This is a genomic window from Burkholderia humptydooensis, from assembly GCF_001513745.1.
Lineage (GTDB): Bacteria > Pseudomonadota > Gammaproteobacteria > Burkholderiales > Burkholderiaceae > Burkholderia > Burkholderia humptydooensis.
The window spans coordinates 806892-829937 of sequence record NZ_CP013382.1 but is presented as its reverse complement, the minus strand read 5'-3'; the positions used below and the strand labels follow the sequence as shown (position 1 = coordinate 829937).

The 23046-nt window shown below is 70.4% G+C and carries 24 protein-coding genes; 4 read left to right on the top strand and 20 right to left on the bottom strand.

The genetic code is table 11. The features are described from left to right. Positions 1-7: 7 nt before the first annotated feature. From pilO2 to AQ610_RS22750, 3 genes are read right to left on the bottom strand one after another with little or no spacing between them, the layout of a single operon-like run. Positions 8-1297 (bottom strand): type 4b pilus protein PilO2, encoded by a 1290-nt coding sequence (gene pilO2, locus AQ610_RS22760; protein ID WP_006028735.1) that lies wholly within the window; start codon positions 1295-1297, stop codon positions 8-10. Positions 1298-1308: 11 nt separating this feature from the next. After that, positions 1309-3072, bottom strand: a complete 1764-nt coding sequence (pilN, locus tag AQ610_RS22755) for a PilN family type IVB pilus formation outer membrane protein (protein ID WP_006028734.1) — start codon at positions 3070-3072, stop codon at positions 1309-1311. Further along, positions 3072-3569: a toxin co-regulated pilus biosynthesis Q family protein gene (locus tag AQ610_RS22750; protein WP_006028733.1), complete on the bottom strand. Its 498-nt coding sequence runs from the start codon at positions 3567-3569 to the stop codon at positions 3072-3074. Before AQ610_RS22750 ends, pilN begins: the two co-directional genes overlap by 1 nt. Positions 3570-3893: 324 nt before the next feature. Between AQ610_RS22750 and AQ610_RS22745 the strand changes: the two genes are divergently transcribed. Further along, entirely contained in the window at positions 3894-4997 is a 1104-nt protein-coding gene (locus tag AQ610_RS22745) for a type IV pilus twitching motility protein PilT (RefSeq protein WP_009915542.1), read from the top strand. A 173-nt stretch (positions 4998-5170) separates the two neighbouring features. Here the strand turns inward: AQ610_RS22745 and AQ610_RS22740 are convergent, their stop codons facing one another. The 4 genes from AQ610_RS22740 to AQ610_RS22725 all read right to left on the bottom strand — a co-directional run bounded on the left by AQ610_RS22740 (position 5171) and on the right by AQ610_RS22725 (position 9291). Then, the gene (locus tag AQ610_RS22740) at positions 5171-6742 is read right to left on the bottom strand and encodes a secretin N-terminal domain-containing protein (RefSeq protein ID WP_006028731.1); all 1572 of its coding nucleotides are present in this window, start codon (positions 6740-6742) and stop codon (positions 5171-5173) included. Continuing rightward, positions 6739-7488 (bottom strand): response regulator transcription factor, encoded by a 750-nt coding sequence (locus AQ610_RS22735; RefSeq protein ID WP_015602941.1) that lies wholly within the window; start codon positions 7486-7488, stop codon positions 6739-6741. Before AQ610_RS22735 ends, AQ610_RS22740 begins: the two co-directional genes overlap by 4 nt. A gap of 37 nt (positions 7489-7525) precedes the next feature. After that, the gene (locus tag AQ610_RS22730) at positions 7526-8614 is read right to left on the bottom strand and encodes a sensor histidine kinase (RefSeq protein WP_006028729.1); all 1089 of its coding nucleotides are present in this window, start codon (positions 8612-8614) and stop codon (positions 7526-7528) included. A 128-nt stretch (positions 8615-8742) separates the two neighbouring features. Beyond that, a complete protein-coding gene (locus AQ610_RS22725; RefSeq protein WP_009915553.1) occupies positions 8743-9291 on the bottom strand; it encodes a hypothetical protein in 549 nt (182 codons plus the stop codon). Positions 9292-9581: 290 nt separating this feature from the next. On the opposite strand from AQ610_RS22725, the gene AQ610_RS22720 reads away from it, so the two are divergent. Beyond that, positions 9582-10067 carry an HrpB1 family type III secretion system apparatus protein gene (locus AQ610_RS22720; RefSeq protein WP_006028727.1) on the top strand — a complete coding sequence of 162 codons (486 nt, stop codon included), beginning with the start codon at positions 9582-9584 and terminating at the stop codon, positions 10065-10067. 126 nt (positions 10068-10193) lie between these two features. Here the strand turns inward: AQ610_RS22720 and AQ610_RS22715 are convergent, their stop codons facing one another. The 13 genes from AQ610_RS22715 to sctU form a co-directional block, all read right to left on the bottom strand. Next, entirely contained in the window at positions 10194-11645 is a 1452-nt protein-coding gene (locus AQ610_RS22715; RefSeq protein WP_009915557.1) for a helix-turn-helix transcriptional regulator, read from the bottom strand. 175 nt (positions 11646-11820) lie between these two features. Then, entirely contained in the window at positions 11821-12243 is a 423-nt protein-coding gene (locus AQ610_RS22710; protein ID WP_009915558.1) for a hypothetical protein, read from the bottom strand. A gap of 346 nt (positions 12244-12589) precedes the next feature. Then, positions 12590-13045 (bottom strand): CesT family type III secretion system chaperone, encoded by a 456-nt coding sequence (locus AQ610_RS22705; protein ID WP_006028725.1) that lies wholly within the window; start codon positions 13043-13045, stop codon positions 12590-12592. Positions 13046-13135: 90 nt separating this feature from the next. Next, positions 13136-13327, bottom strand: a complete 192-nt coding sequence (locus AQ610_RS22700) for a hypothetical protein (RefSeq protein ID WP_009915560.1) — start codon at positions 13325-13327, stop codon at positions 13136-13138. A gap of 176 nt (positions 13328-13503) precedes the next feature. Continuing rightward, the gene (locus AQ610_RS22695; RefSeq protein WP_009915561.1) at positions 13504-13755 is read right to left on the bottom strand and encodes a hypothetical protein; all 252 of its coding nucleotides are present in this window, start codon (positions 13753-13755) and stop codon (positions 13504-13506) included. A gap of 27 nt (positions 13756-13782) precedes the next feature. Then, a complete protein-coding gene (hrpD5, locus tag AQ610_RS22690; protein ID WP_006028723.1) occupies positions 13783-14790 on the bottom strand; it encodes an HrpD5 family protein in 1008 nt (335 codons plus the stop codon). A gap of 183 nt (positions 14791-14973) precedes the next feature. After that, complete coding sequence (locus tag AQ610_RS22685; protein ID WP_043283099.1) at positions 14974-15855, bottom strand: hypothetical protein; 882 nt, start codon at positions 15853-15855, stop codon at positions 14974-14976. Beyond that, positions 15852-16115, bottom strand: a complete 264-nt coding sequence (sctS, locus tag AQ610_RS22680) for a type III secretion system export apparatus subunit SctS (RefSeq protein WP_006028721.1) — start codon at positions 16113-16115, stop codon at positions 15852-15854. The genes AQ610_RS22685 and sctS overlap by 4 nt, the downstream gene beginning before the upstream one ends. Positions 16116-16141: 26 nt before the next feature. Continuing rightward, complete coding sequence (gene sctR / locus AQ610_RS22675; RefSeq protein WP_006028720.1) at positions 16142-16792, bottom strand: type III secretion system export apparatus subunit SctR; 651 nt, start codon at positions 16790-16792, stop codon at positions 16142-16144. Next, positions 16779-18017, bottom strand: coding sequence for a type III secretion system cytoplasmic ring protein SctQ (gene sctQ, locus AQ610_RS22670; protein ID WP_043283117.1), 1239 nt, complete (start codon positions 18015-18017; stop codon positions 16779-16781). Before sctQ ends, sctR begins: the two co-directional genes overlap by 14 nt. A 34-nt stretch (positions 18018-18051) precedes the next feature. Further along, the gene (gene sctP / locus AQ610_RS22665) at positions 18052-18657 is read right to left on the bottom strand and encodes a type III secretion system protein SctP (RefSeq protein ID WP_006028718.1); all 606 of its coding nucleotides are present in this window, start codon (positions 18655-18657) and stop codon (positions 18052-18054) included. Beyond that, positions 18654-20726, bottom strand: a complete 2073-nt coding sequence (gene sctV, locus AQ610_RS22660) for a type III secretion system export apparatus subunit SctV (RefSeq protein ID WP_006028717.1) — start codon at positions 20724-20726, stop codon at positions 18654-18656. The genes sctP and sctV overlap by 4 nt, the downstream gene beginning before the upstream one ends. After that, positions 20723-21805 carry a type III secretion system export apparatus subunit SctU gene (sctU, locus tag AQ610_RS22655; protein WP_006028716.1) on the bottom strand — a complete coding sequence of 361 codons (1083 nt, stop codon included), beginning with the start codon at positions 21803-21805 and terminating at the stop codon, positions 20723-20725. Before sctU ends, sctV begins: the two co-directional genes overlap by 4 nt. A 235-nt stretch (positions 21806-22040) precedes the next feature. Between sctU and AQ610_RS22645 the strand changes: the two genes are divergently transcribed. Next, a complete protein-coding gene (locus AQ610_RS22645; RefSeq protein ID WP_006028715.1) occupies positions 22041-22616 on the top strand; it encodes an HrpB1 family type III secretion system apparatus protein in 576 nt (191 codons plus the stop codon). 13 nt (positions 22617-22629) lie between these two features. Continuing rightward, complete coding sequence (locus tag AQ610_RS22640; protein WP_015602697.1) at positions 22630-23046, top strand: type III secretion protein HrpB2; 417 nt, start codon at positions 22630-22632, stop codon at positions 23044-23046.

Below are 23046 nucleotides of genomic sequence, written 5' to 3'. Positions count from 1 at the left end.
GACGCGACTATTTCGCATAGAGCACTCCTTCGAGAGTCCACTGATTGTTCTGGTAAGCGATGCGCTCGACGCGCAGCCCCGGCACGTCGATCGCGCGCACGAACTCCGGCGGCGCGACGCCGCCGAGGCGCGCGTTCAGCCGGTACGCGCGCCACGCGGGCGCGGCGGCCGCCTGCTGCGCGAGGTTCGCGAGCGGCGCGCGCGACGCCTGATCGGGAAGCAGCCGGTCCAGTTTAGCGGCCGCGTCGAGCCATTGCAGACGCGACAGAAGTTGCGTCCTGACAACCGAATCGTCGACGAGCGGCGTGTCGTTCGCCGTCGGCGCGGTGAGCGGCACGTCGAGCGTCGCGCGCTCGCCGTCGGTGTCGACCGTCGCGGCGGGCTCGACGGCGATCAGGTAGCGCACGTTCGAGCCGTTGCGCGCCCACGCGTAATGCGCCGTGCCCGGCGTGCACTCGTAGCGCTCGAGCCGCCAGCCGCCCGGCGCGAGCCGCCCGAAGCGCGTCGCGCACGCGCGCGCGAACGCGACCGCATCGGGCAGCGTCGCCCACGGAGGCGCAACGGGGCCGCTTCTCGCCTGCCGCGCGGCAAGCTCCGCACGCACCCGTTCGAGCGCCGCCTCGCGCTCCTGCGCTTCGACCTTCGCGCGATGATGCCAATACGCGAGCGCGCCGCCGAGCGCGACGCACGCCACCGTCGCGGCGATCAGCGCGGCGCGCGGCGACAGGCGCCGCTCGACGGGCTTGAGCGCCCACCAGCGCTCGGTGCGCGGCCGGCCGCCGCGGCGCGGCAGCAGATCGTCGAGCCGCTTCGGCTGGAAATTCTGGAAGCCCTGCTTCTCGAGCTCCGGCTCGCCGATCACGACGTTCCAGCCGCCCCACGCGTAATCGGTATGCAGCCGCTCGAGCGCTTCCTCGCGGCTGCCCACCCAGTCGCCGTTCGGCATGAACGCGTGGTCGCGCACCGCGAAGTACGCCCAGCGCCCGTCGGGCAGCGCGAACGCGCCGAGCCAGTTCGGCGCGGGCTGACGCCGCCCGTTGTAGAACGCGCCTTCGAGCGCGATCGCGCGCGACACCATCGCGCCGAGCGACAGATGCCCTGGCGCGAAGCCGTCGCGCGTGTTCGCGTAGCCCGCCGCCGCGACGCCGCGATCGATCCGCAGCACCATCAGGTCGAACTTCAGCTTCTTCGCGAGCTCGACCGCTTCGGCGCGCAGCTCGTTGCGCCTCGACAGCGATTGCCAGAACAGGCCGCCGACGAAGCGCTGGCGGCCGAGTTGAATCACCTGCGCGCTCATCGCCGGCTCCGTTACGCGCCGCCGCGCTGCGTGACGGGCGTGATCAGGATCACGATCACCTCGCGCGCGCGCTGCGCCTCGTAGCCGCCGCCGAGCGCGATCATCTTCGGCGTGCCGACGCCGCGCTCGTCGAGCGAATCGTTCGTGCCTTCGTAGCCGCTGATGACGAGCGTCTCGCCCGACTTCATCGCGACGCGCTGCAGGAAGTTGCGCATGTCGACGTCGGGCGTCTGAATTCGCGCCGCGCCGCTGCCGCCGGTGCTGCTCGACACTTCCTTCAGCTCGAGCAGCGACGAGATGTTCGTCGAGAACTGCAGCATCACGGTGCCGTCGTCGAGCACGTGCGGCAGCAGCGTCATGTTGAAGCCCGTCGTCACGGTGCCCGGCGTGAGCGCCGTCGACGAGCCGACGTTCGCGGTGTTCGTCGTCGACACCGACGCGAGGTAGCCCGTCTGCGTCGCGACCTGCACGGGCACCGGCTGGTTGTTCAGCGTCGTGACCGACGCCGACGTCTTGCGCCGCACGGTGCCCTGCTGCGACAGCGCGCGAATCAGCAGCTTCGTGCCGTTGAAGCGGCTCGTCGGGCTGAGCACGGTTGCGGACAGATCGGCCGGATTCGTCAGCGACACCGGATTGAACGGATTCGTGATGTTGAATCCCGCCGACATCGTCTTGTAGACGAGGCTCCAGTCGATCCCGTATGCGTCGCCCGCCTTCAGCGACACGCTGAGCACGGTCACGTTGAGCAGCACCTGCCGCGACAGCGAGCGGTTCTGCTGCGCCATGAACGCGGCGACGCGCTCGAGCACGTCGGGCGTGTCGGTCACCGAGATCGAGCCCGTCGCGGGCGACGCGACCGAGCTGCCGTAGCGCGAGAGCATCGACTGGATCGCGCTCTGCAGGCCGTTGAACACCGATAGCTGCGAGTTCACCGCCGTGTTCGCCGTGTTGTTCGCGGTGAGGCCAGTCGTGCCGGAGCTCGCGCCGTTGAGGCCGCCGCCCGAGCCGCCCGAGCCGCCCGACGTGCCGTCGCTCGTCGCGCCGCTCACGACCGACGCGTTCAGCGACGAATCGCCCGGAATCGCGTTGACCTGGAATGTGCGGGTATCGGTGAAGAAGAAGCGGATCGCGCCCTGCTCGTATTTCCAGAAGACGCCGAAGCGCGCGCACGCCGCGTCGAGCAGACCGCTCAGCGTGCCGCCCGCGTACAGAACGCGCACCGGCGCGAACGACGTGCCGCCGCCGTCCGTGTCCGCACCCGCACCCGCGCCGCTGCCGCCCGCCTTGCCGCCGCCCGCCGACGCGCCGCCCGGCATGCCGGGCGGCAGCGGCGGCACCGAACGCCCGCCCGCCGCGTCGAGAAACGCGGGCGCGCCGCGCGCGGCGCCCTCCGCGCCGCCGCCGCGCTGCGCACGCGCGGCCGCCTGCTGCGCGCTCGCGGCGACCTGCGTCGGCACCTGGGTCAGCCGCGTGATCTGCTCGGCGAATTCGGACAACGAAGAGACCGCGCGGTCGAACGACGCCGGCTCGTCGAACAGCGGCGGCAACTGCTCGCTGCTGCGCAGCTTGACGGCGCCCGCCGACACCCACAGCCCGTTGTCGACGACGACGGGCGCGAGCGCGTGCACGCTGTTGTCGCCGTCGGAGGCGCGCTTGAAGAGCGCGCCGGATTCGTTCGAATCGCGCCGCGCGTCACGCTCGATGCCGCCGCGAAGCCCGGTGCAGCCGGCGAGCCATGCGGCGGCCAGCAATGAAACGGCAAAAAGGACACGCATCAGCCCGCTCCTTGCGCGACGACGCGCAACACGTGATTGCCTCGATAGAGAATCGCCTGGATCGGCGTCGACGTACGGCCGAGGCTCGCGACGAGCGCTTGCAGCGCATCCTCGAACGAGCCGCGCAGCGTCGCCTGCGCATCGACGCTGAAATCGACGGGCGCATCCCAGACGAGCTGCCAGCCCGCCGTGCTCGCCCATCGGGACAGAACGCCGCGAATCGTGCCGTCGGAGGCGCGCACGTCCCACGTGGGCATGTCCTGAACGGACATGTCCGCAGTCGGCTGCGGCGCGGATGGCGCGGTCGACGCGGCCGGCGATGGCGCGCGAAACACATCGACGCGCGGCGCCGTCAGCGGTGCGTGATCGAAACGCTCGGCGAACGAGCTGCCCGATGCCGGATCGGTGCCGGCGGGCGGGCCGCTCGCCGCGCAATCGGTTGCAAGAAGCGCGATCGCGATGAACGCGGCCGCGGCGACCGTGGCGCCGTGCATCATGATTTTCCTCGTTACTCGACTGCTGCCTTGCGCCGCTGGCCCTCGCGCTTGGCCGCCCGACGTTCCCGGATGCCGCGCCCGACGCGTCGGACTGCCCTCGCGGCCGGAAATGGCTTTCCGAACCCTGGATTACCTCGGCTTTACATAATAGGTCTGCGCACGCAGTCGCATTATTGAATTGATTATTGCGCGGCAAATATACCCCGAACAGTTTGACAAAAGCTAGTTGACGTGCAAAATTCAATAGACCATTCAATTTCCCAATCGCCGCGCGCAATGCTCCACCGCAATGCGCCGCCCATTCCATTCATTCGAATCGCCAAGATGAACCAGCATGCCGCCGCCCCGATGCGCGATCTCGCGAGCGAAGTGCTCGGCCTGATCGATCTGAAGCAGATGTTCACCGACATCCACATCGAGCAGGACCGCTCCGTCACGATCAAGACGCCGCGCGGCTGGGTCGAGACGAGCGAGGAACCGGTACTCCTCGACGACATGCGCCCGCTGCTCGACGCGATCGACGAGCACTGGGAGAGCGCGCTGCGTCAGGGCACGCTCGACCGCCCGTTCGTCCTCACGCGCTGCCGGCTGCGCTGCCACGTGTATCGCGCGGGCGGCGGCCGCAAGATCGTGATCTCGATGCGCCGGCTGCCGCTCAAGCCGCTGCCGCTCGAGGAACTCGGCCTGCCCGTGTACGTGCGCTCGATGCTCGACAACACGAAGGGCATCATCCTCGTCACGGGCCCGACGGGCTCGGGCAAGACGACGACGATCGCGTCGCTGCTCGAGCACGTCAACGCGACGCGCAACACGCATATCGTCACGATCGAGGAGCCGATCGAATACTATCTGGAGCGCCGCCAGTCGATCATTTCGCAACGCGAAGTGCCGACCGACACGCCGAATTTCCCGCACGGGCTGCGCGAGGCGCTGCGGCAGAAGCCGGACGTCGTGATGGTGGGCGAGGTGCGCGACGCGCAGACGGCCGACACGCTGCTGCAGGCGGGCGAATCCGGCCACCTCGTGCTCGCGACGATGCACACGGGCAGCGCGGTCAGCGCGCTCAACAAGCTGCTGTCGTTCTTTCCGGCCGGCGAGCGCGACCGGCACGCGGTCGCGCTCGCCGAATCGCTGATCGGCATCGTCTGCCAGAGCCTCGTGCCGAGCGCGGACGGCGAGAGCCTCGTGCTCGCGAGCGAGCTGCTGTTCAACAACAACAACCAGGTCGCGAAGCTGATCGCCGATCCGACGAAGCTGCACCTCGTCAACGAGTTCCTGCGGCGCCGGGAGGACAACATGTCGCGCTCGCTGAACGACGATCTCGCCGCGCTCGCGGCCCGCAACCGGATCACGACGAAAGACGCGTTACGGGCAACTTACAATCGGCTCGAACTGCATGAAATGATGCAGTCCATTGTCAATCGCTAGCCGTGTGCGGAGCCGATCTGGCATTTTTATACGCCGGTCTAAAGTCGAAAAAAAATCATATAAACAAGCCGAATCGCCGTGTTAATCGACTGGCCACATTAATTTCAAAAGACGATTGCCATCGCGCACCTGAATCGTGCGCGATGGCCGTTTAATAATGGGCGGGATTCGCATCAATTGCCGAGCAGGCGTGTCTGCGTCCTGAGGCCGAGGCCGTCGAGCGGCGGCGAAAGCGGCGGCACCGGCGGATGCGTGCGTGACGCCGTGCGCGGGCGTGCCGCGGCCGGCGCGCTCGGCGATGCCGGCGGCGGCACGCGCGCCGGATCGGCCGGCATCGCGCGCGGCGTCACCAGCACGAGCCGCTGCTCGCCGCGCCCCGCGGCAAGCGGCAGCGCGATTGCCGCGCATTCCCCCGCCGCGAGCGTCACGCCGGACACGGTTTCACGCGACGACGCGCCGGCCGCGCGGCCGGCGCCGTCGGCCCAGCGCTCGACGATCCGCATGTCGAGCGCATAGCGGTCCGGCTGCGCGGTCTCGCGCGGCGTGACCCGCATCGCGAAACCGTTGCGCTGTGCATCGAGCGACCGCGCGTCGCCGTCGCCCGACGTGACGAACGCCAGCCGCAGCCGGCCGAAGTCCGCGCTGCCGTCGGGAAGCGTCAGCGTCGAGCCGTCGGCGTCGATCGACGCGTCGCCGTGCGCGGCGAGCGCGGCGATGCGCGCGCGCGTCGCCGCGCAGCCGTCCGGCGCGGACGCGATCGCGACGCGCGGCGCGGATGCGCTGGTGGATTCGGGCAATACAGGCAATACGGGCGCATCGCCCGCCGCGCGCGGCGCCCCCGAAGCCTGCGCGTCGTCGCGCCACCGCAGCCCGAGCGCGTCGAGCTGCGCGGGCGCGAGCGTCACGCCGAACGCGTCGATCCGGATCGACGCGGGCAGCGTATCGAGCTGCGCGACGAGCCGCGCGTCGCGCGCAAGCCGCGCGGGCGCGTCGCGGATCAGCACGGTGTTCGAGCGTGCGTCCGCGTCGACGATCGGCAGCGATGCGGTGAATTCGCGCACGCCCGGCACTGCGCGCCGCGCGGCGCCGTCCTGCTCGAGCCGGCGGCGCAACCGCGTCGCGAGCCCAGGCAGCGGCGCATCGCTCCCCCCATCCCCATCGCCGCGCGCGACGCGGTCGGCCGCCGTGCGCGCACGCAGCGGGAACGCGCGCGTCTCGGTGCGCACGCGCGCCTGCGCCGCCTCGTCGAGCGCGCGCGCGGCTGCGAGCACGAGCGCGACATAGCGCGGCGGGCCGGCCACGCGCACGATCCGCGCCGCGTCGTCGTAGCCGGGCCGAAAGCGCCTGTCGACGATCCGCTGCCGCGCGAGCGTCGCGCGCAGCTCGGCGGGCGTCGCGTAATTGAGCCGCACCGCCGCGCGCTCGAACGCATCGGGTGCGACGAGCTGCAACACCGCGCCGTCGTAATACGACGCGAGCCCGCACGTGCGCGCGACCCAGTCGACGAAGCGCTGCGGCGGCAACGCATCGCGCACGTCGAGCCGGCATGGCGCGTGCGCGTCGACGTCGATTGCGACGCCGGACCGGCGGCTCAGCTCGCTCAACGCGACGGCGGCGCTCACCGGCCCGACGCGATAGTCGAAGCGCGCGAGCGGCCACGCGAGCGGCACCGCGTGCAGCGCCTGCGCATGGCTCGCGAGCGCGAGCGCCACAGCGGCAGCCGACGCGGCCGCGCGCGGCGTCACGATGGATGATCCGCCGTTTCCGCGTCCGCGCCCAGATTCAGGCGATAGCCGGTCGCGTAAGCCGCATGCACGGTCCAGCCGATGCCCGCCGCCTTCAGCCGGCTGCGCAGGCGGCTCACGTACATGTCGACCGTGCGGGTCTGCGCGGACGCGTCCGCGCCCCAGACGAGCCGCAGCAGATCCTGCCGCTGCACGACGGCGCCCGGATGCTCGGCCAGATGCCAGAGAATGTCGAATTCCTTCGCGCTGAACGCGTGCGACGCGCCGCCGCCGGACACGGTCAGCGTCGCGCGCGACAGCAGGTAGCCGCCGAGCCGCATGCGAGCGCTATCGGCGGAGAGCGCCGCGAAGCGCCTCAGCAGCGCGCGCACGCGCGCGAGCAGCGTCTGCTTTTCGAGCGGCTTGATGAGGAAATCGTCCGCGCCGGCGTCCAGGATCTTCACGATGTCCTCTTCGTCCGAATGCACGGTCTGGAAGATCACCGGGACAATCGAGCGCGCGCGGCCGCGCACCCATGCGAGCAGCCGCTCGCCCGTCATGCCGGGCAGGTCCCAGTCGAGCAGCAGCAGATCGGCCCAGCTCTCGCCGAGAAAGCGGCGCGCGTCGAGCCCGTCGTCGAACGCCGCGACGCGGTAGCCCTCGGCCTTGAGCCAGGTGACGAGCAGCGTGCGCTGCACCGGATCGTCCTCGACGACGACGATCTGCTTGGGCTGCTGCACGGTGCGCTGCATGTTCGGTTCGGACATCGCAAGAATAAGGAACGTCAAGCGAAAAAAAACGGGCTCAGCCATCCGGCGCGACGCTCGCGCGCCAGCGCGCGACGCCGTCCGGCACGGCCCGCGGCGCGGCGCCGGCCGCCGGCGCGAGCACCGGCACACGCATCACGAACGTCGTGCCGACGCCCCGATTCGATTCGGCGTACAGCGCGCCCGCATGCGCGGCCACCACTTGCGCGGCGAGCTGCAGCCCGAGGCCGAAGCCCATCGAGCCGCTCGATCCACGCTTGGCGAGCGGCGCGAAATCGGTCATCCGCCCATCCGCCGCGAGGCCCGGCAAGCCGCCCGCCCAATCGCGGATCGTCACCTCCGCGTGCGCATCGCGCACGTGCAGCCGGATCTCGACGCGCGCGCCCTGCCGCGACGCCTGCACCGCGTTGTCGATCAGGTTCTGCAACGCGCGCGCGACGAACACGCGCGCGCCGCGCAGCCATAGCGGCGCGGCGTCGTCGAGCCAGAGCTGCAACGCGACGCCGCGATAGACGGCGCTCACTTCGAGTTTCGGCACGAGCTCGCGCAGCATCGCGCGCAGGTCGAAGCGCACGAAATGGCGCTGCCGCAGATCGTCCGCGGCCGACGCGACGAGGTAGTCCTGGCCGAGCAGCAGCGCGTGCCGCGCGAGCTGCCCGATCCGCTCGAGCCCGCCGCACGCGGCGAACCCATCGGGATCGGCGTCGTGCAGTTGGGTCAGCGCGAGAATCGAATTCTGCGGCGAACGCAGATCGTGCGCAAGAAAGCGCAGCGACGCGACGCGCTCGTCGAGCGCGCGGCGCAGCGGCGTGACGTCGGCGACCGAGACCGTCGCCGCGATCGCCGGATCGTGCTCGACCGGCTGCAGCGTGAGCCACAGGATCGCTTCGTCGGTTTCGAATTCGAAGCCTTGTTCGAGCGCGTCGAAGAGCGCGGCGCAATCCGCGGGCGCCGCGTCGCCGAGCACGGCGGCGAGCGGCAGCCCGGCGGGCAGCGGGCGGCCGAGGAGCGCGTGCGCGCGCGCGGTGGCGGCGACGATCGCGCCGTCGTGGTCGAGCGCGAGCGTGCCCCACGGCAGCCGGGCCTGCATCACCTCGAAAATTCGGGCATCGGCCCGTTGCGACACGCTCAAGATCGACTCCGGCGGACGTCGGAATCCGCGAATGATTGGACGGGCCGCGACGCGGCGGCGCAAGCGCGCAGTGTGGACCGATTCGAAAGCGCTTGTCCAGTGCCGCCGCGCCGCCCGCGCGGTCAGAAGTCGTTCTTCTGGTTCAGGTCGCCCGCGCTCACCGTCACTTCGTCGGCTGTGAACTCGATGTTGCCGCCCGCGCCGCGCTTGCCGACGTTCGCGAAGTTGGACAGATCGTGGCTGCCGCCCGTCTCGAGGCGCTGGAGCTCCTTCGTCGCGCCCGAATTCAGCGTGACGTTGCCGTTCTTGTCGACGACGCCGACCGAATTGCCGCTGCCGTTGTACAGGTTGCCCTGCGAGTCTTCCTGCAGATGCAGCGCCTCGCCGCCCGCCTTCGTGTTCAGCTTCACGTCGTGCAGGCCCTGGCCCGGCTGGTTGCCCGCCGGCGCGGCCGCGTTGTTCGTCGCGCCGCGGTTGCCGGCCGGCGGGTTGTTGTCCGAATCGCTGCCGACGGTCGAATCGTCGCCGTCGCCCGAATCGCCCTGCATCAGCAGGTCTTCGATTTCGTGGAGCAGTTCCTCGATCTTCTGATCGCGGCTGCTCGACGACGTCGACGAGGGTGAGTACTGCGTCGGATTGAGAGTCTGGTTCGAAATGCCGTTAACGCTCATGATCGTCTCGCTATGAATGTGCATCGACTGAGGGAAAGGAAAAAGAACGCGCACGGCCCTGGTGCGCCCGCGGTTCGACGACAAGCTTAGGCAGCGCGTCCGTGCGCGCCGCAAAGCGCGCGAAGCGGCGTCGCGGCGCCCGAAACGACCGGCGGCGGGGTGCGCGCCGCCGCTGCGCGGCACGCGGCGCTTCGTCGCGCGCGATGCCGCTTCGCGCACGACGGCCGCGTGCGCGCGCGCGACGGCGATCATCGTCGGCGAATCATCTTTTCTCGACGCATCGCACCGACATGGCGATCAAACCGTGCAACAAGGCCGCCCTGCGCGCGCTGCTCTCGGTCTTTTCGGCCGGGCTGCGCGCGAGCGCGCACGCGGACCTCGACGAACTGCTGCTCGCGCTGCGCATCTTGCAGCCGCGCAACGCCGCGGTCGACCTGTGCGACGTGCGGCTGCGGATCAGCCGGCGCGACTGGATCGGCGCGCTGCACATCCTGCGCACGCTCGAGGAACAGGAGCGCGGCACGCCGCTGTGCGCGGCGCTGCAGAGCTGGTGCCTGTACGCGCTGCAGGACGACGACTGGCGGCGCTATGCGCAGACCGTGCTGCTGTCGGGCGATCGCGCGTCGACGGCGCTCGTCGGCCGGTTTCTCGACGTGAACGAGCGCGCGAACGACGCAGGCGCGCATGACGACGATGTCGCCGCGCGCATCTCGCAACTGCTGCGGCTCGATCGGTATCAGTGGGCGCGGCGCGTGCATGCGAGCGGGATGGGGTGAGGACGGGGCGGGTACGGGTTCACGCGTCGTTCAAGCGCTCCCGTTCAAGCACACCCGTTCGGGCCCGCCGTCCGTTCACGCCGCCGAGCGGCAGCGCATGCCTCGATGCGCGCCGCCGCCGCGACGTCACCGGTCGAACGTCTGCGAAGGCGCCTCGTCGAACATTCGCCGATAACCGTTGACGAGCGTCGACCGGTGCTGGATGCCCCAGCGGCTCGCGATCTCGAGCACGCTCGCGGTCCGCGGCGAGTCGGACAGCAGTTCGCCGCGAATCCGCTCCATCCGCTGCCGACGGATCAACTCGCTCGGCGACAGCCCGAGATAGGTCTTGAACGCCGCCTGCAGCGCGCGCTCGGTCACGTCGATGTGCGCGGCGATCTCGCGCACCGACAGGTCGCGCTGATCGAGCCGCTCCATCAGATAGCGATACGCGCGCCGGTACTTGCCGGGCAGCCGCGCGCTGACGTCGTCGCTCGGCGCGGCCGCATGCGTGCCGCAGCGCGCGATCGCGAGCGCGGGCGCCAGCGCCGCGCCGTCGGAACGCACGTGCCGCACCGACGCGAGCGCATAGCGCGCATACAGCGCCGACGATTCGCGAATCCGCCCCTGCTGTTCGCGGACCTTCGCCGCGCAATACAGATAGTCGAGCGTCCAGCGCACGTGCGTGCCGCAGCGGGCCGCGGCGTCGCGATACGGCGCGATCATCGCATCGGCGACGTTCGGCGCGTGGCCGGCGAGCGCGGCGAGCGCCGCCTCGAGCCGCACGCTGCGCTGATAGTCGGCGATGCCGCGCTGCGCGCACCAGCCGACGTGCGCATCGATCCGCGCGAGCGCCGAATGATCGCCGAGCGCGAGCGCGCTCACCTCCCGCATGTAGCCGACGCGCATCCGCAACAGCGGCACCGCCGGGCCGCCGGCCGCCGCCTCGTCCGCGCCCGCGCCCGCATCGACGAACGCCGCGGGCGGCAGATCGGCGAGCGCCGAGCGCCAGTACACGTGATCGCCGAGCGCGTCGGTCCGGCCGATCTGGTATTGCAGCAGCAGATCCGTGCGCAGCGCGCGCGCGAGTTGCAGCCAACGCGAATCGACGGCGTCGCGCGCGGCCGCGTCGAGCGCATCGAGCGCCGCCATCGCGTCTTCCGCGCGGCCCAGGTGGTGCATGACGACGCACGCGCCGATCAGGCTTTCGAGCTTCTGCTCGCCGCTCGCCGTCCGATCGTCGGCGATGCGCTGGAAGCCCGCCTGCGCGACGCCGAAGCGATTCTGGAAGAATGCCTGCCAGCTCGCGTTGCGGCAGGTCATCACGCGCGTCTGGTCGCGCGATTCGCGCAGCAGCTTCTGCGCGCGGCGGAACGTTTCCTCGGCCTCCTCGAAGCGGCCGAGCACGAGCTGGATGTCGGCATACGCGTGGATGTCGCGCACGTCGGCGGCGATGCCGCCCGGCTCGCCGTCGCAGCGCGCGGCGACGAGCGCGGATGCTTCGGAGAAGCGGCCGTCGAGCACGCGGGCAACGTAAGCGTCATGCGACGACGGGTTGGCGAGCGCGGCGGCGGTAGCGAAATAGAGTGTCGAAAACATGGCGGGTCCTCTCGGCAAACGGTGTCGAATACGAAGTGTTCAAGCCCGATCCGCGCGCCGGGCGCCGCGTCTTTCGCGACGCGCCGGGCGTGGATGCGTGCCGTCATCGTCTCGTTCGAGCCGGATCCGCGCAGCAGTTTGTGACGTTCCGTTACGATTGCGGTCCAGCCGCGGCTCATCGCGCCAAGGCGCTCTGAATCATCGAGTGCGGTACGTTTCCACGTACATAAAAAACCTCGCTCTCGTTCTCGTCGACAAGTTTCTCGATCGCTCGTGCGACCGTGCCCGGGCTAACAAGCCCTTGCTGCACCAGGCGCTCGGCATCATGCAGAAGGATGTTGGCCGCCGTGCGAAAGCCCCGCGGATCGCGGGTCGTGTCGACTGTGACAAACGACATTCCGATACCCGGTCTAAGGAAGCGCAATGACGTCGCCTGATTCGCACTGAACGATGGCACCCGCCCCCCGCTGCCGCCTGTGCTTGCGGTATGGCGAATGATGTCCGCGAGATATTGGTCGTCGGTCTGGTGAGGAGACCGGCCGCTGGGAACGCCGTTTTCCGCGATATCGTCTGCGTCGTCCCTCGCAGCGCGGTACACCGTCGGAGGGATCGGAACGTCTCGGCTTTGAATGTCTGCGACGCTTATAGGCCGCGCCGAGCGCGCGGAATGGTTGATGGCCTCGATCCACCCGTGCAGCGTGCCATGCCCCCCCTCTGCGGCCCGAAGTCGTGGCGGAAGCGCTGCGCGCGAACGCGCATCGAGACCGGCAACCGGGCCGGCCGTCGTGCGTCGCGACGGGCGACGAGCATCGGACCGGGTTGGCCTTGTCAGCTCATGAGACTCCTGGTAATCGCCGCTTACGCGACCTGAATGAGTACCGTCGTTACTGATGCAATTTCCCATTTTGAGTAACCTCGAAGAACTTGTTGATAAATGGCGCGTGCTACACCCGCAGCCAGAAATACTCGCCGGACGCGATCCCGTTGAACATCTCGTCGCCCGATTCGATGATGTTCTGCCGCCAGTAGCGCCCGTGTTCCGCGTAATGCGCGAACAGGTCGGCGAGCGTCTCGCCGGTCACGTCGGGCGTGAGCGGCAAACGCATCAGCAGCACGATGCTGCCCGTGTCCGCGTCGATCCCGAGCTGCGCCTGGTCCTGCGCGTAGATCAACAGGTTCGCCTCGAGCAGCAGCCGGTACACCGCGAGCGTGCGGCCCGCGCTGACGATTCCATAATGGAAGTTCACGTACATCGAATCCGGATCGTCTTCGAAGTGTTCGAGCCGCACGTCGAAGCCTTCGACCTCGATCGAGCGCGTGTCGAGCACATGGTCGACATCCGGCAAATCGACGATCGCGCACACCTCGGCGATGACTTTCTCGTAGCGTTCCTGGCTCATGGCTATTCCGTTCCGGAATCCGGCACGCGGCAAAAAAACAGCCGGCGCACGAAGCGCCGGCTGTCCGACACCCGGCGAGCAGCGGCCAACTTACTGGATCTTCTCCGCGCCTTTTTGCATCAGGCCGACGGCAGCCTTTTGCACTTCCATTTCCGACTGTGCGATCGTCATCTTCATTTGATCCTGAGCCATCTGTTTCATCGCCGCGATGCCCGCATCGGCGCTGGCGCCTGAATTCAACACAGCTCCGCCAGCCTGCAATGCCGTATTAATCATGCTCATAGTCAACACTCCTTAGATAGTGCGTGCGTACACGCATCGACAAAGATCCGGCGCAACCGCCGCTTGTTGCCCATCGCGCGGCCCGCCGCTTTTTTGCCGCGCAGCGTGCGGCATCGTCCGGAACGGCTCGCGCCGCTCCGTTAGCCGCCGCACGCTGCGCGGCGAAACCGTGGCCGTCAGGCGGCCGTCGCGTTCGACTCGTGCAGCGTCGCGACGATTCGCTGCGCGGCGAGCAGCCCGCGATAGATCTTCTGCATCGCGTCGCGCTCGTAATCGCTCGCCGCGTGCGTGGTGGCCGCGCTCACGCGCTCGGCCGTCTCGCCGAGCGCGTGGCGAATCGCGCCGATCCGCGCGGCCGCGTCGGGCGCCGCGAGCGCCCGCTCGAGCGATCCGAATTCCTCCCCCGCCCGTTCCAATGCTTCGTACATGCCGCTTCTCCCGTCAGTTGAGTCCCGTCAGTTGAGCTCCGGCGCGCCGTCGGCCGGCGCGCCCGCAAACACGTGCTTCACGCCGTCCGGCGTCTCGATGTAGCGCACGTCGCCGATCTCGAGCATGCCCGAGTAAGCGACGGGCACGGGCGCGTCGCCGGACTGGCGCGCGTCGACTTCGATCGCGCGCACGTTCGGCCCGACGTCCGCGCGCACCCGCTCGACCGCCGCGCGCAACTGCGCGAGATCCGGCACGACGCCCGACACCCGAAAGCGCCCCTGCCCCGCATACGCGACCGTCGCGCCCGATGTGCCCGACGTGCCGAGCGACTCGCCGATGCTTTGCGCATCGTCCTGCGCGACGTCGTACTGGCGCTCGACGCGGTGCGCCGCGAGGCGCTCGAGCAGCTTGCGCGCAGCGAGGTCGTCGGCGGGCGTCGCGACCATTCCTGTGACGGCCACCATCGCGCCGCGCGGCGCCGCGTGCAGCTCCGCGTAGCCCGCGCGCTTCAGCTCCCCGCCCACGCGGTTCGCGAGCGCGCCGATGGTCTCGACCGCCGGCGGCGCGCCCGGATGCGCGCTCGCGAGCATCGCGCCCATCGCGAGCAGCCCGGCGACGAGCGCGCCGCCCGCCGCCGCGCACGCGGCGAGCTTGCGCTGCGCGCCGCGCCGCGCCGCATCGGCGCCGGGCGGCGGCGCCCATAGCGTCGCAAGCAGTTCGAGATCGCTCGGCCATGCGCCGTCCGCAGGCCCGACGCACAGGGCGGTTTCGCCGAACGGCACCGGCACGAAGTCGAGCATCAGGAGCGGCGAGCCGTCCGCATCGAACGGGTCCGCCGCCGTCTCGGGCGGCACGCTCGCCGCGCGCCGCGCGCGCGTCGCGCCCTGCGCGTCGATCGACAGCAGCAGGTCGCCGTCGCGCCAGTCGGTGATGCGAACCTCCGCGTCGTCGCCCGCGCCGATCCGGTGCTCCCCCGCGTCGAGCGCGATTTCCGCGCCGGCGTGCAGGCCGGTCAGGATCCGCAGCAGCTTCATCGGTCGCTCCTCATCCTTGCGTCGTGTGGTTCATTCGCATCGATCGAGAACGGTGCGCCGTTTCGATCGCGCCGCATCGTTCATCCATGCAGCCAGAATAGTTCGATGCGGCAACGCGGTGCGTTCGCCGCGCGAATTCGCCGCCGCGTTTGCGAAGCGCCGCGCTCATCGCGACGCCCGCGCTCACGATCGCGGCCGCCGCGCGGCAGCCATGCCGCCGCGCAGCGTCTCGACGCTCGCGATCGCGCGGGCGAGCTGCACGTTCGTCGACGGCCGCTCCGCGTTGAACACGAGGAGCGGCAGCAGCAGGTAGTGCGTGCGCGCACGCTCGCCGCGCGCGACCGACGCGTCGCGCGGCGCGCCGCCCTCGCTGCGCATCGCGTCGAGCAGCAGTTGCTTCACGCCGCTCCAGCCGCTCGGCGTCCACGGCCCCGTGCGCAAGCGGGCGGCGAGCAGGTCCGCGTGGTGATTCAGCAGCGCGGCCGTGATGTGCGCGTCGGGCTGCGCATCGACGCGCCGGCCGAGCTGGAGCAGCGTGTCGGCCCACAGATGCCGCAGCGCCTGCTCGCGCTGCGCGCCGTCCGCGAGCGTGCGCGCGATGTCGCGCAGCGCGTGTTGCGCGGGGAACGGCGCGGATGCCGGCCGCGCGCGCACGCACGGCAGCGCGGACACGGTCGCCGGCTCGCCGTCGCGCTCGTCCTGATCGCGCTGCTGCCTGCCGCCGCCGCGCCCGCCCGCATGCCCGCCGCGCTCGTGCTCGTCGTGCGGCGCGACCTGCGCGTGCGGCGCCGGCGCTTCGTCGCCGGCGTCGAATGCGTCTCCCGGGCTGTCCGCGCGTCGGCGGCGGCGCGATCCCGCCACGGCCGCCTTCGTGCGCGCCTTGAGCTTCGCGAGCATCTGGTTGCGCGCGGCCATCATGCTCGCCTGATAGCCGTTCGAATACGCGAAGCGCGTGCCGTACTTGCCGTAGGTCGTCGCGGCGCGCGCGCGCACCGGCCGGCGCCGCCGCGGTTCATGCCTCGCCGCGTGGAGGGTGTGCGCGGTCGCGCGCGTGATGCGGCTCATGACGGCACCGCCTCGGTCAGCAGTTGCTGCGCGAAATGCAGGATCTCGGCAGCCGCCCACGGCCCGGCGATCGCGACGGTCACCGTCACCGCGATGAGCTTCACGCCGTAAGAGATGCTCTGCTCCTGCAGCGACGTGATCGCCTGCAAAAACGAGATCGCCAGGCCGGACGCGGCCGCGACGAGCACGATGGGCAGCGAGATGTAAAGACAGAGCATCATGCCTTGCGACGTGAGCCGGATCAGGTCGTCGATTTCCATCGGGCGAGCCTCCTCGGAATCGGGATTCAGGAATAGGTCAGCACGAGGCCGTGCACGAGCGTCGACCATCCGTCCATCACGACGAACAGCATCAGCTTGAACGGGATCGCGACGTTGGTCGGCTGCACCTGGTTCATCCCCATCGACATCAGCACGTTCGCGATCACGAGATCGACGATGATGAACGCGATGTAGAGGAGGAAGCCGATGCGGAACGCGTCCGTCATCTGCGCGAGCGTGAACGCGGGCGCGAGGACGATCAGGTCGTCGTCGCGCAACTGCGCGGCCGCGGCCTTCGGCCAGATCACCGACGCCGAGCGCAGGAAGAAGCGCTTCTCGCGCTCGCGCGAGTGCGCGGCGAGGAACCGGCGGAACGGCTCCTTCGCCGCGCCGAACGCCTGCAGCATCGCCTGCGTCGGCTGCGGCGACAGCGCCTGCCCCTGAAGCTGCTGCTGCGCGGCGAAGCCGATGGGCGCCATGATGTACAGCGACACGAGGATCGCGATGCCGTTGAGCACCATGTTCGGCGGCACCTGCTGCACGCCGAGCGCGTTGCGCAGCAGGCCGAGCACGACGACGATCTTCGCGTACGACGTGACCACCATCGCGATGAACGGCACCATGCTCATCACGAGCACGGCGATCAAAAGGCCGGTGATGTCGTTAAACTGAACCATCGTCGCCCGCCATCCGGTCGATCCGCACGCCGAGATGCGCGCCCACCGCGACGAGCCGGCCGCCGCCGATCGCCTGGCCGTACGCGACGAGCCGCACCGGCGCATCGCGCGCGGCGAGCGGCAGCTCGAGCACGTAGCCCGGCCGCAGCGCGGCCAGCTCGGCGATCGACAGCGACAGCGTGTCGATCTCGACGTGCACGGGCAGATCGACGTCGCCGAGGTCCGCCGGCTCGGGCACGGCGGACGGCGCGTCGCGGGCGGGCGAATTGCTTGGTGAATCGGTCGGCGAATCCGTCCACAAATCGGAGCGCGAATGAGCCTGCGAATCGGCCTGCAAATCCGCCCGCGAATCGCCTCGCAAATCGCCCGGCGAATCGCCCGCGACGATTGGCTCGTCGAGATCGTCGGCGGTGTCGGGCATGTCGGTCATCGTCATCGTGTTTCCCTCGATCAGAACGGTTGCGTGCCATTGCGTCGCGCGACGCGCGCCCCACCATGCATGCAGCGGGCCCGCGCGCGCGACGCCGAGCGCGGCGGGCGCCAGGCCCAGCAGCACGTCGCCCGGCCGCAGGCTGCGCAGCACCGCGAGCGGCAGCCTGCGCGAGCCGAGCCGCACGCGCCCCGGCAGGCGCACGCGCGCGAGCAGGCCCGCCGCATCACGCGGCCGCTCGCTTCGCAGCCGCGCCGCGAGCGCGTCGAGCCACGGCGTCTGCGCGTCGAGCAGCGCGCAGCGCAGCGGCGCGCCGTCGAGCGCGAACGACAGCACGCAGCGCGCAGCGCCGAGCGCAGCCGGATGCGCGGCGCGCAGCGCGCCGATCGTCACGCCGTCGAGCCCCGCCGCCGCGAACGCGGCGACGAGCGGCGCGAGCAGCGCCGACGCGAGCGCCGTGCGCAGCGACACGCTCGCGTCGCCGCGCGCATCGAACGCAGGCGCTGCGACGACGTCGAGCGCCGGAAACGCCGCGAGGTCGATCGCGACGCGCGCGGTCGCGCCGTCGCGCCGCAGGTCGAGCACGCCGGGGCGCTCGAAGCGCGGCCGTTCGCCGGTCGCCGCGCGCCAGCCGGACACCGTCGGGAAGCGCGCGAGCCACGCGGCGAGCCGCGCGTCGGCGACGAGGCGCGCGAGCGCCGCGTCCAACGCGCTGCATGCGGGCAGCGGCAGCGCGGCGCTGATGCCGGGCGGCTCGGCGGTGTCGGGTTCCAGTTCGATCGGCTCGGTATCCATCGTCATGGTGGGTTGGGTTCGGTTGCGCGCTCGCTCAGCCGACGTCGATCTCGATGGTGCGCGGCGCGCCGTCATGCGCGAGCAGCGCGTCGAGTCGCGCGTGCAGCGTCGCGCCATGCGTAGAGAGTAAGTGCCGCGTCGCCGCGTCCGGCGTGTCGAACCGAAGCCGCAAGTCGAAACGCGAAAGAACGAGATGCAGCACCGTGTCCGGCAGCAGCGCGGCGTCGAGCGGCAGGCTGATCTCCCATCGGCTCGATGCGTCGTCTGCGCACAGCGCGGCAATCTCGGGCGCGAGCGCTTCGGCCACGCGCACCATCCGCTCGCGCTGCGCGAACACCTGATTGACGAACGCATCGGAGCCCGCGCGCGCGCGCGCCATCGCCTCGCGCCCGACCGCGTCCGGCAGCGCAGCCGGATCGCGCTCGACGCGCGGCGTCGCGCCGCCGCGCCACTGGCTCGACGCGTCGCGCCGCCGCGCGTCGCCGCCGTCCGGTGCGCGCTCGCCGGCCGGCGCGACGCGCGAGCGCCGCATCAACTGCGCGTAGTCGAAGCCGCGGCGCGCGGCGCGCGGCGCGCCGCCCGGCTCGGGCGCGGGCTCGCCCGCGATGATCCGCACGGGCCTCAGGTCGGCGGCGCTCATGCGTGGGCCGCCGTCGGCATCGTCACGCGGCCGACCGGCCGCAATTCGACCTGGTCGCCGAGCTCCTGATACGAATAGACGGGCAGCCAGCCGAGCCGCGCCTCGATCATCCGCCGCGTGTAGCGGCGCACGTCCATCGACGTGACGAGCGCGACGTCGTCGCGCGGCGCGTCGCCGACGAACGACGCGATGCTGTCGACCAGATAGCGCACCTGCTCGGGCGGCAGCGCGAGGAAGTTGCCGGCGGGCGTCTGCTTGATCGACTGCCGGATGTGCTGCTCGACCGCCATGTCGAGCAGCACGGCCGGCAATTGCCGCGCGCCGCGCGCCGCGCGATACGCGAGATAGCGCGACAGGTCGCCGCGCACGTATTCGGCGAGCATCAGCATGTCCTTCTCCTTCGGCCCCCACGCGACGAGGCTCTCCATGATGTCGCGCGCGTTGCGGATCGGGATGTGCTCTTCGAGCAGGCGGCGCAGCACGTCGGCGATGCGCTGCGTCGGCAGCGCCTTCTGCACCTCGGCGACGAGCCCCGGATAGTCGAGGCCGAGCTGGTCGAGAATCCACTGGGTTTCCTGAATGCCGAGGAACAGGTAGGCGTTGCGCCTGAGCAGCGCGATCGTCTCGTGCGCGATCACCTGCTCGGCGCGCCACGCGCGCGCGCCGGCCGGCGCCGCCTTGTCGTCGATCCAGTAGCTCTCGGCGAGCCCGCCCGCGGGCCCGCGCTTCGTGCAGCGGCCGGCGAGCGCGGGATCGGACGCCGCGTCGGGCAGCATCGTCTGGTCAGCCGGCAATTCGAGCCGCGCCTGCGGCACGTCGCGCATCAGGATCTCGCACGTCGCCGCGGGCAGCGCGCCGCTCGTCCACAGCGTGATGCCGGGAAATGGCAGCCCCTGCTCCTCCTGCAGCTTCGCGCGCTCCTCGTCGAACGCGCGATCGAGCGCGGCGGGCGCGAGCCGCGCGACGAGATCGGGCGAGACGCGCACGCCGATCGCGCACGTGAAGAGCGGCGCGCGCGGCAGGATCGACGGCGTGCCGCTCTTCGCGCCCGCGCGCTGCAGCGCGATCACCGGCTCGCCGCGCGCGGTCGAGCGGCGCGCTCCCTTTTGCAGCCGGTAGCCGGCGAACGCGAGCGTCGCCGACAGCAGCACGAAGAGCGCCGCCGGAAAGCCCGGCACCGCGGCGAAGCCGAGCAGCAGCACCGCCGCGAAATACAGCGCGCGATGGCTGCCGCCCAGTTGCCTCGCGATCTCGGAGCCGAGCGACGTGCCTTCGCCTTCGTCGTGATCGTCGGCGACGCGCGTGATCATCACGCCCGCCGCGACCGAGATCAGCAGCGACGGAATCTGCGACACCATCGCGTCGCCGACCGACAGGATCGAGAAGCGGTTCGCGGCTTCCCCCGCCGTCATCCCGTGGTACATCACGCCGATCGCGATGCCCGCGACGATGTTCACGAGCGTGATGATGAGCCCCGCGATCGCGTCGCCCTTGACGAACTTCATCGCGCCGTCCATCCCGCCGTGCAACTGGCTCTCCTTCGCGAGCGTCGCGCGCTTGCGACGCGCCTCGTCGGGCGTCAGGATGTTCGCGCGCAGGTCGGCGTCGATGCTCATCTGCTTGCCCGGCATCGCGTCGAGCGTGAAGCGCGCGCCGACTTCGGCCACGCGCTCCGAACCCTTCGCGATCACGATGAACTGCACGGTCGTGATGATCAGGAACACGACGAGGCCGACGACGAGATTGCCGCCGACGACGAGCTCGCCGAAGCTCTCGATGATGTCGCCCGCGTTCGCGTGCAGCAGGATCGATTTCGTCGATGCGATGTTCAGCGACAGCCGGTACAGCGTCGTGAACAGCAGGACCGACGGAAACACCGACAGCGACACGATGCTGCCGACATACATCGTCACCATCAGCAGCGTGACGCTGATCGCGATGTTGATGCCGAGCAGCACGTCGATCACCTCTGGCGGCAGTGGCAGGATCATCAGCGACACGATCGCGACGACGAGCACCGTGATGCCGACCTCGCCGCCGGCGGGAAGTTTGAGGGTTTTCAGCGTCATGACGACCTCGCGGAGGCAGGGGCGGCATCGGCGCGCGCCCCCGAGATGGATTCGACCCAGCGCAGGATCGCGGCCACCGTTTCGAACAGTTCTTCGGGAATCGCCGCGTCGCGCTCGACGCGGTACAGCGCGCGCGCGACGCTCGGGTTGCCGACGATCGGCACGCCGAGCGCGTGCGCGTGGCGGCGCAGCGCGAGCGCGCCGGCATCGACGGCCTTCTCGATCACCCGCGGCAGCGGATGCTCGTCGGGCGCGTAGCGAATCGCGACCGCGTAGTGCGTCGGGTTGACGACGAGCACGTTCGCCTGCCCGACCTTCTGCCGCGGCGGCGCGCTCGTCGCGATCTCGCGCGCGAGCCGGCGGCGCTCGCCCTTCGTGTGCGGATCGCCCTCGCTCTCCTTGTGCTCGCGCTTCGTCTCTTCCTTCGTCATCCGGTTGTCGCGGATGAACATCACGCGCGCGATCTTGTAGTCGGCCGCCGCGAACACCGCGACGACGAGCGCGACTACGCCGACGAGCTTCATCAGCACGGTCCACAGCACGCGCGCGAGCTGCGGCGTCGCCTCGTACACGCTCGCGACGACGAGCGGAAACAGCGACGTCATCATCTTCCAGATCACGCACGCGAGCACGATCGCCTTGACGATCATCTTCACGAGCTCGAGCAGCGACTTCAGCGAGAAGATCCGCTTGATGCCCGCCATCGGATTGATCGCGTCGAACTTCGGCATCACGGGCTCGAGCGTGATCATGAAGCCCGCCTGCGGCGCCTGCGACGCGACGCCCGCGACGATCGCGGCGGCGACGAACGGCAGCATCGTCAGCGCGGCGCTCGCCGCGAGATCGTGCAGCGCGGCGAGCGTCGCCTGCGGCGTGCGCTCGCCGTGCACGAAGTCGAGCGCGGTGCGGATCGCGCGCGTGAGGCCGCCCGTCAGCATCGATTCGCCCGCCGTCAGCACGCCGATCGCGGCCGCCAGCGTCACCGCGTCCGCGACGTCCTTGCTCTTCGCGACCTGGCCTTTCTCGCGGGCCGTCTTCAGCTTCTTCTCGGTGGGCTCCTCGGTTTTCTCTTCGGCCATCGCCGCCGTTCCTGTCGAGAGTCGGACATGGCGCGTACGTTAGCGGCGCGCCGCGCCGCGCGCGCGCGCCGGCCCGAAGCCGCGCCGTGCGGCGCGAAGCGCGCGCGACGCTTCGCGCCGCACGCGCGCGCTTCGCATCGGCGGCCGGGCGGCGGCGGCGCGCTGCTACCTTGCGCCCCATACGCCTTTTCCTCAACGACATGCGCCGCTCGCGCGGCGACACGGAGCGCACACCATGGACGAATCCCGGCCGACCTATCTGCGATGCAGCCAGGCAGCGTTGAACGTATTGATCGACGCGGCGAGCCTCTCGCTCGGCGGCGCGCTCGGCGGTCCGGCCGCCGATCCCTACGACATCGGCCTGCTGATCGACGCGCTGCGCGTGCTCGCGCCGCAACTGCCCGCCGCCGACATGTTCGACGGCATGCTGCACGTCGCGCTCGGCCACTTCGACGACGCGGTGCGCGTGTTCGCGGCGGTCGCGAACGGCCCGACGAACGCGATCTACGGCAAGGCGCTGCTCGCGTTCGCGCTGCAACTGAAGCGCGATCCGCAATGGCGAATCGCCGCCGACGACGTGCTGGCGGCGGGCGGCCCCGCGCAGGCGATCGCGCTCGTCAAGGCGCTCGAGCGGCAGCACGACGTGATGCTCGCGAAGGAGCACGCGCAACGCACGGGCGTATGGGAGCTGCCCGAATCGGTCGCGAACGCGAACCCGAGCGGCGACGCGGCCGATGCGCCGCCCGCGAATCCGTCGAGCGGCTTCGATGCGCAGGCCGCGTTCTCGCACCAGCAATATCTGCGTCTTTGACGAGGAGATCCGCATGAACGCCCCGCTTTCCCCGGTGGATCTGACCCGCGCGCTCGACGTCGCGTTCTCGGACGCGGCCGCCGCGCCGGCCGCGTCGATGCCTAACGTCCCGCCGGAAGTACCTGCCGACGTCGCCGGCCGCTTCCAGGCGCTGATGTCGAACGCGACGCCGACGCCGCCCGTCGCGCAGGCGCACGAAACGAGCGCGGTGTCGAAACTCGTCGAGACGTCGGACGCCGCGCTCAAGCAGGTGCTCGAGAACACCGCCTATCTGAGCCGGCACGCGAACGAGATGTCGATGAGCGAGATGGTCGCGGCGTCGATCCAGGTGTCGGCCGAGGCGACCGCGATGCAGATCGACCTGCAGGCGAAGATGAGCGTCGTCACGTCGACGAAGGACGCGATCGGCTCGCTGATGAAGAACCAGTGA